Here is a 4,768-nt window from a genome sequence, read left to right as displayed (position 1 = left end):
TATAGGCCTTTATATGATAAAGTCAAAAGAAAACATATTAGCCAAATGACTTATTTTGATTATAAAAATGAGATTATCATCACGCCTAAAGAATGGCTAGAGAAAGCTAGAGAAAGAAAACTTTTTTATTTTTGGTTTGCTTGGCAAGGTATGATTAATTTTGATTTTTTTAAAAATATAAAATTACAATTTATTAATGGAATTTTTGCAGAAGATTGCCATTTTGGAGTGTTATTATTTGCATTAAGTAAAAATATTTATATATTTCCAAAGCAAATATATGTTTATCGTTTAAGAGAATTAAGCTCTATGAATTTTACTAATAAAAAATGGGTAATACACCCCAGTTCGCATCTTAAAAAAATAGATGTTTTTGAGAATTCAAATACGACTAGGCTATATTATGAAAGTGCAAGCTGGATGCAAATTGCATTAAATTTTATAAAATTTATTGATTCTAATCACTATTTGAGTGAAGATATAAAAACACATTTTTTACCAGTGGTTTGCAATAAAGCTTTGACTTTAAAAAAGTTTGATAAAGATCCATTATGTTTAAAAAAATACACTAAAAATTTAAAAATATATATACAAAATCAACCCTTAGGAGCAGTTGATAGAGTGAAAGAATATCTTTCGTATAAACTTGTAAAAAAAATTAAAAATAAAAAAAAATTGAAAAAATATTTTTTTGGATTCTTGATTATAAAAATAGTGTTAAATCATCAATTAAATATATATTTATATCGCTTAAAGACTACAAAAAACATTTCTTTAAAAAGATATCCTTTAGAGTATTACAGAGATTATCAGAAAGCACTGAAATTAAAAGAGCAACTAAATAATGTTAAAAAAAGGATGTATTGATTATGAATAAAAAAAAATCTTTTAAAAAATTTAAAACACCATATCATTATATTGTAGTTTCTGCTGTATACAATGTTGAAAAATATATAGATAGTTTTATTAGATCTGCTATAAATCAAAGGCTTGACTTTAAAAAAAATATCACTTTAATTTTTGTTGATGATGGATCTCTTGATAATTCTGCAAGAATTATAAAAGAATATCAAAAAAAATATCCAGAAAATATTATTTATTTTTATAAAGAAAATGGAGGACAATCTAGTGCTAGAAATTTAGGATTGAAATATATAAAAGAGAAATCCTATTCAAAACCAGTTTGGGTAACCTTTGCAGATTCGGATGATTTTTTCGATAGAGGTTATTTTTATGAAGTGGATAGATTTTTAACCAATCATATTCAGGAAAATATTCATATGGTGGGTTGTAATGTTGTTTTATATTATGAAAATCAAAAAATATATAAAGATGATCATCCTTTAAGTTTCAAATTTAAAAAAGGATCTAGAATTATTGATAATTTTGATTTAAATGAAAATATTCATTTGCATGTGGCTTCTTCGTTCTTTAGATTAGAAAATTGCAGCATACTATTTGATGAAAAATTAAAACCAAGTTTTGAAGATGGAAAATTTCTAAGTCAGTATTTACTTCAAAATATTAATTGCAAGAGTGCTTTTTTACCGCAAGCGATATATTTTTATAGAAAAAGAGAAGATGGAAGTTCGACAATAGATAATTCTTTTAATAAAGATTATCTTCTTATTAGTACTAATATAGGGACATTAGAGCTATTAAAAGAGAACAAATTTTGTGAATCTTTTGTAGAATTTAATTGTTTGTATCATCTTATATGGCAAATTAAATATTTTATCAATCATCCAGAAAGAGCTTCTATATTAAGTGATGATGAAAAAAAAGAATATTTGAATTTATTGGACGAAAATTTTGCTCATATTCATCATAATACAATCTTAAAATTTAATTTCGCAGGATGTTGGTTTTTTCATAAAATAGGTATGTTGAATTGTTTCAAAGGAGAACAGCCCTCTATACAAATAGCATATATAGAGGATTATGATCCTTATAAAAAACAAATATTACTTACATACTATACAGGAAATAACGAAGACATAGAAAGTATTAGAATTGATGGTAAAGAAGTTCAAGCGGAGTATAAAAAAATCACAAAACATGATTTTTTGGGTAGAGTTTTTTGCTATCAAAAAAGTTTTTGGATTTCTATACCTAAAGAATCGAAAGATAAACTAGAATTGTTTGTAAATGGTGACTATACAAAAATTACTTTTTTAAACAGACAGTTTTCAAATTTGAAAATTGAGAGCATCTTAAATTATTTTCATTCATTGTTACAAGATAGTGGCATTTGGCTTTTGATGGATAGGGATTATGAAGCAGATGATAATGCGGAGCATTTTTATAGATATATTATGCAAAATCATCCTGAACGAAAAATCGTCTTTGCATTGAAAAGAGATTCTAAAGATTGGAATAGATTAAAGGCAGAAAAATTTAATTTAGTTGAATTTGGAAGTAGTGAGTTTGAAAGAATTATAAAAAAATCATCAAAAATTATTAGTTCTCATTGCGATCATTATTTAACCAGGTATGTTCAATATGGTTCCCAATTTATTTTTTTACAACATGGAGTGACATTGAATGATCTTTCAGGATGGCTTAATTCTAAAAAAATAGGCTTGTTTATAACTTCTACACAAGCAGAATATGATTCTATTGCAAGCGATTATAATCGTTATAAATTTAGCAAAAAAGAAGTAGTTTTAACTGGATTTGCTAGACATGACAGTTTATTAAAAAACAATAAGACCAATACTAGACAAATTCTTATAATGCCAACATGGAGAAAAAAATTAGCCCATCTTGATGAAGAGTCTATTCAAAAATTATTTTTACAAAGTGAATATTTTTTAAAATATAATTCTTTGCTAAATAATAGCAAACTAAAACAAATACATAATGAGTATTTATATGATGTTGTTTTTAATCCACATCCATTTATTATCCCTTATTTAGAAAAATTTAATATCCCTGATTATATTAAAGTTGCAGATAAAAATGAAAGTTTGCAGAAATTATTTTGTAATTCATCGTTAATGATAACTGATTATTCTAGTGTGGCTTTTGAAATGGCTTATTTAAAAAAACCTATAATATATTATCAATTTGATAAAGAGGATTTTTTTAGCTCTCATACTTTGCAAAAAGGTTACTTTGATTATGAAAGAGATGGTTTTGGTCCTGTTGTTTTTAATGAAGTAAAATTATTTGAAAATCTCGAAGAGATTTTAAGAAATAATTGTAGTATTGCAGATAAATATTTAAATAATATTAATTCTACTTTTAAATTTAGAGATGGCAAATGTTGTGAGAGAATTTATAAATGCATACTAGAGTATCGATAGTTTTTTATATTTGAGTTATTGAGGAATTTTAATGAATATTGATAATGGTTTAAAAACTTTTTTAGTTGAATTAAATAATATGTCTAGTTTTAAAAGAATTAAATATGATGGAGAATTATATAAAGGTGAAATTTCTTTTATTCAAGAAAAAATAAAACAAAAAGACACAGATTCAATTATAGAAGTTTGGAGGAAAAAAATTAATAGTAAAAAATTTGAACTTGAACATCCATTATATCCAAATATCAAAACAAGGGCAGTTTATAATATTTTTAATGGTAGAGCAGCTAATTATGTGTTTATGGTGGACAAAGATAATGAATATCCATGGATTTTTACTCAAGCTACTTGCTTAATTGATTATGCAATTGTTCCTGGCTATGTTATAAATATAGCAAGTCCATGGCCTTGCCATGGTGTACATATTTTTAAAGATATCAATCCTGATGAGTTAGTATATTCTGAGAAATCTATAGGTTTTACTATGGCCATGATTGCACCACAACATTTTACTTATTTTTTATATCAGTTTTTTATTCAAATGGACAAAAAAAATATAATTGATAAAAAATTTCCAATAGAATCTCGTCAATGTTTTTTTCTGTCCGAAAAATATATTCCAAACACAAATCCACAATTACATAAAAAAGATATTGTTTATTTATATCCAATGGGAATTGAAGCACAACATAGAAGAGAAGCTGAACACTTAATATACCAAGAATCTTTAAGAACTGTTAAAATTGCAGATAATGCAAATGAATTTGATTTAATTATTTGGCTTGGATTGAGTGCTTATAGGACTTGGATAGAACAAGAAGACGGAGTAAAAAATATAATTACAGAATTATCTAAGTATTTCAAAAAGATTAAAATTTATTTTAATGGCATTACTTCATATGATTCAAAGATTACATTAGAGCAACAGGATTTAGGAATTTATTCATCATCTTCTGAGCTTTTTGAAAAAATTAAAAATAAAATTAAAGAGATTCAAACTAATAATTTTTATTGTGAATTAATATCGTTGGATTCTAAAGATTATAGAACAAAAATTAGTTATTGCAATAATGTTGATATTTGTATATCAGAAGGCAATACTACCGGTATGGTTCCTTTTCAATTTTGCAAAAAACCAGGTGTTAATTTTATTGCTCCTCAAACTAACGGAGAGAAATTTGGTGTAGTTATTGATAATAAACATATATTAAAATCTTCATTAGGAGATAACTCCTATCATATGTCTTGGGAACATGTATTCAATAAGCTTGTTGATATCATATTTGATGTTAAAAAAGTTAAAATGGAATATATTAAAGAAATTGATGTAGAATTGCTTAAAAGACAGTATGAAATTAGTCAAGATATTAATATAATAATTCCTATGGAGTCGATATTTTTATATGAGGCTATCTGTGTAAAATTTAATAAAATGTTTCAAAATAAAGATTTAGAAGTAA

General features: G+C 24.8%; 2 protein-coding genes and 1 pseudogene. All 3 read left to right on the top strand.

Going from position 1 to position 4,768, the window contains the following annotated elements; all coding sequences use genetic code 11:
* A pseudogene (locus tag L8W57_RS07760) lies at positions 1-867 on the top strand (glycosyltransferase family 2 protein); the annotation flags it as partial.
* A 2-nt stretch (positions 868-869) separates the two neighbouring features.
* Positions 870-3,308, top strand: coding sequence for a CDP-glycerol glycerophosphotransferase family protein (locus L8W57_RS07755; protein WP_263662316.1), 2,439 nt, complete (start codon positions 870-872; stop codon positions 3,306-3,308).
* Positions 3,309-3,339: 31 nt separating this feature from the next.
* A partial coding sequence (locus L8W57_RS07750) for a hypothetical protein (protein ID WP_263662315.1) occupies positions 3,340-4,768 on the top strand: 1,429 nt, incomplete at its 3' end.

It is taken from the genome of Campylobacter sp. IFREMER_LSEM_CL1890, assembly GCF_025772045.1.
In the GTDB taxonomy this organism is placed as follows: Bacteria; Campylobacterota; Campylobacteria; order Campylobacterales; family Campylobacteraceae; genus Campylobacter_D; species Campylobacter_D lari_D.
Note: the sequence above shows the minus strand (reverse complement) of the source record. Positions and strands in the feature narration are given on the sequence as shown.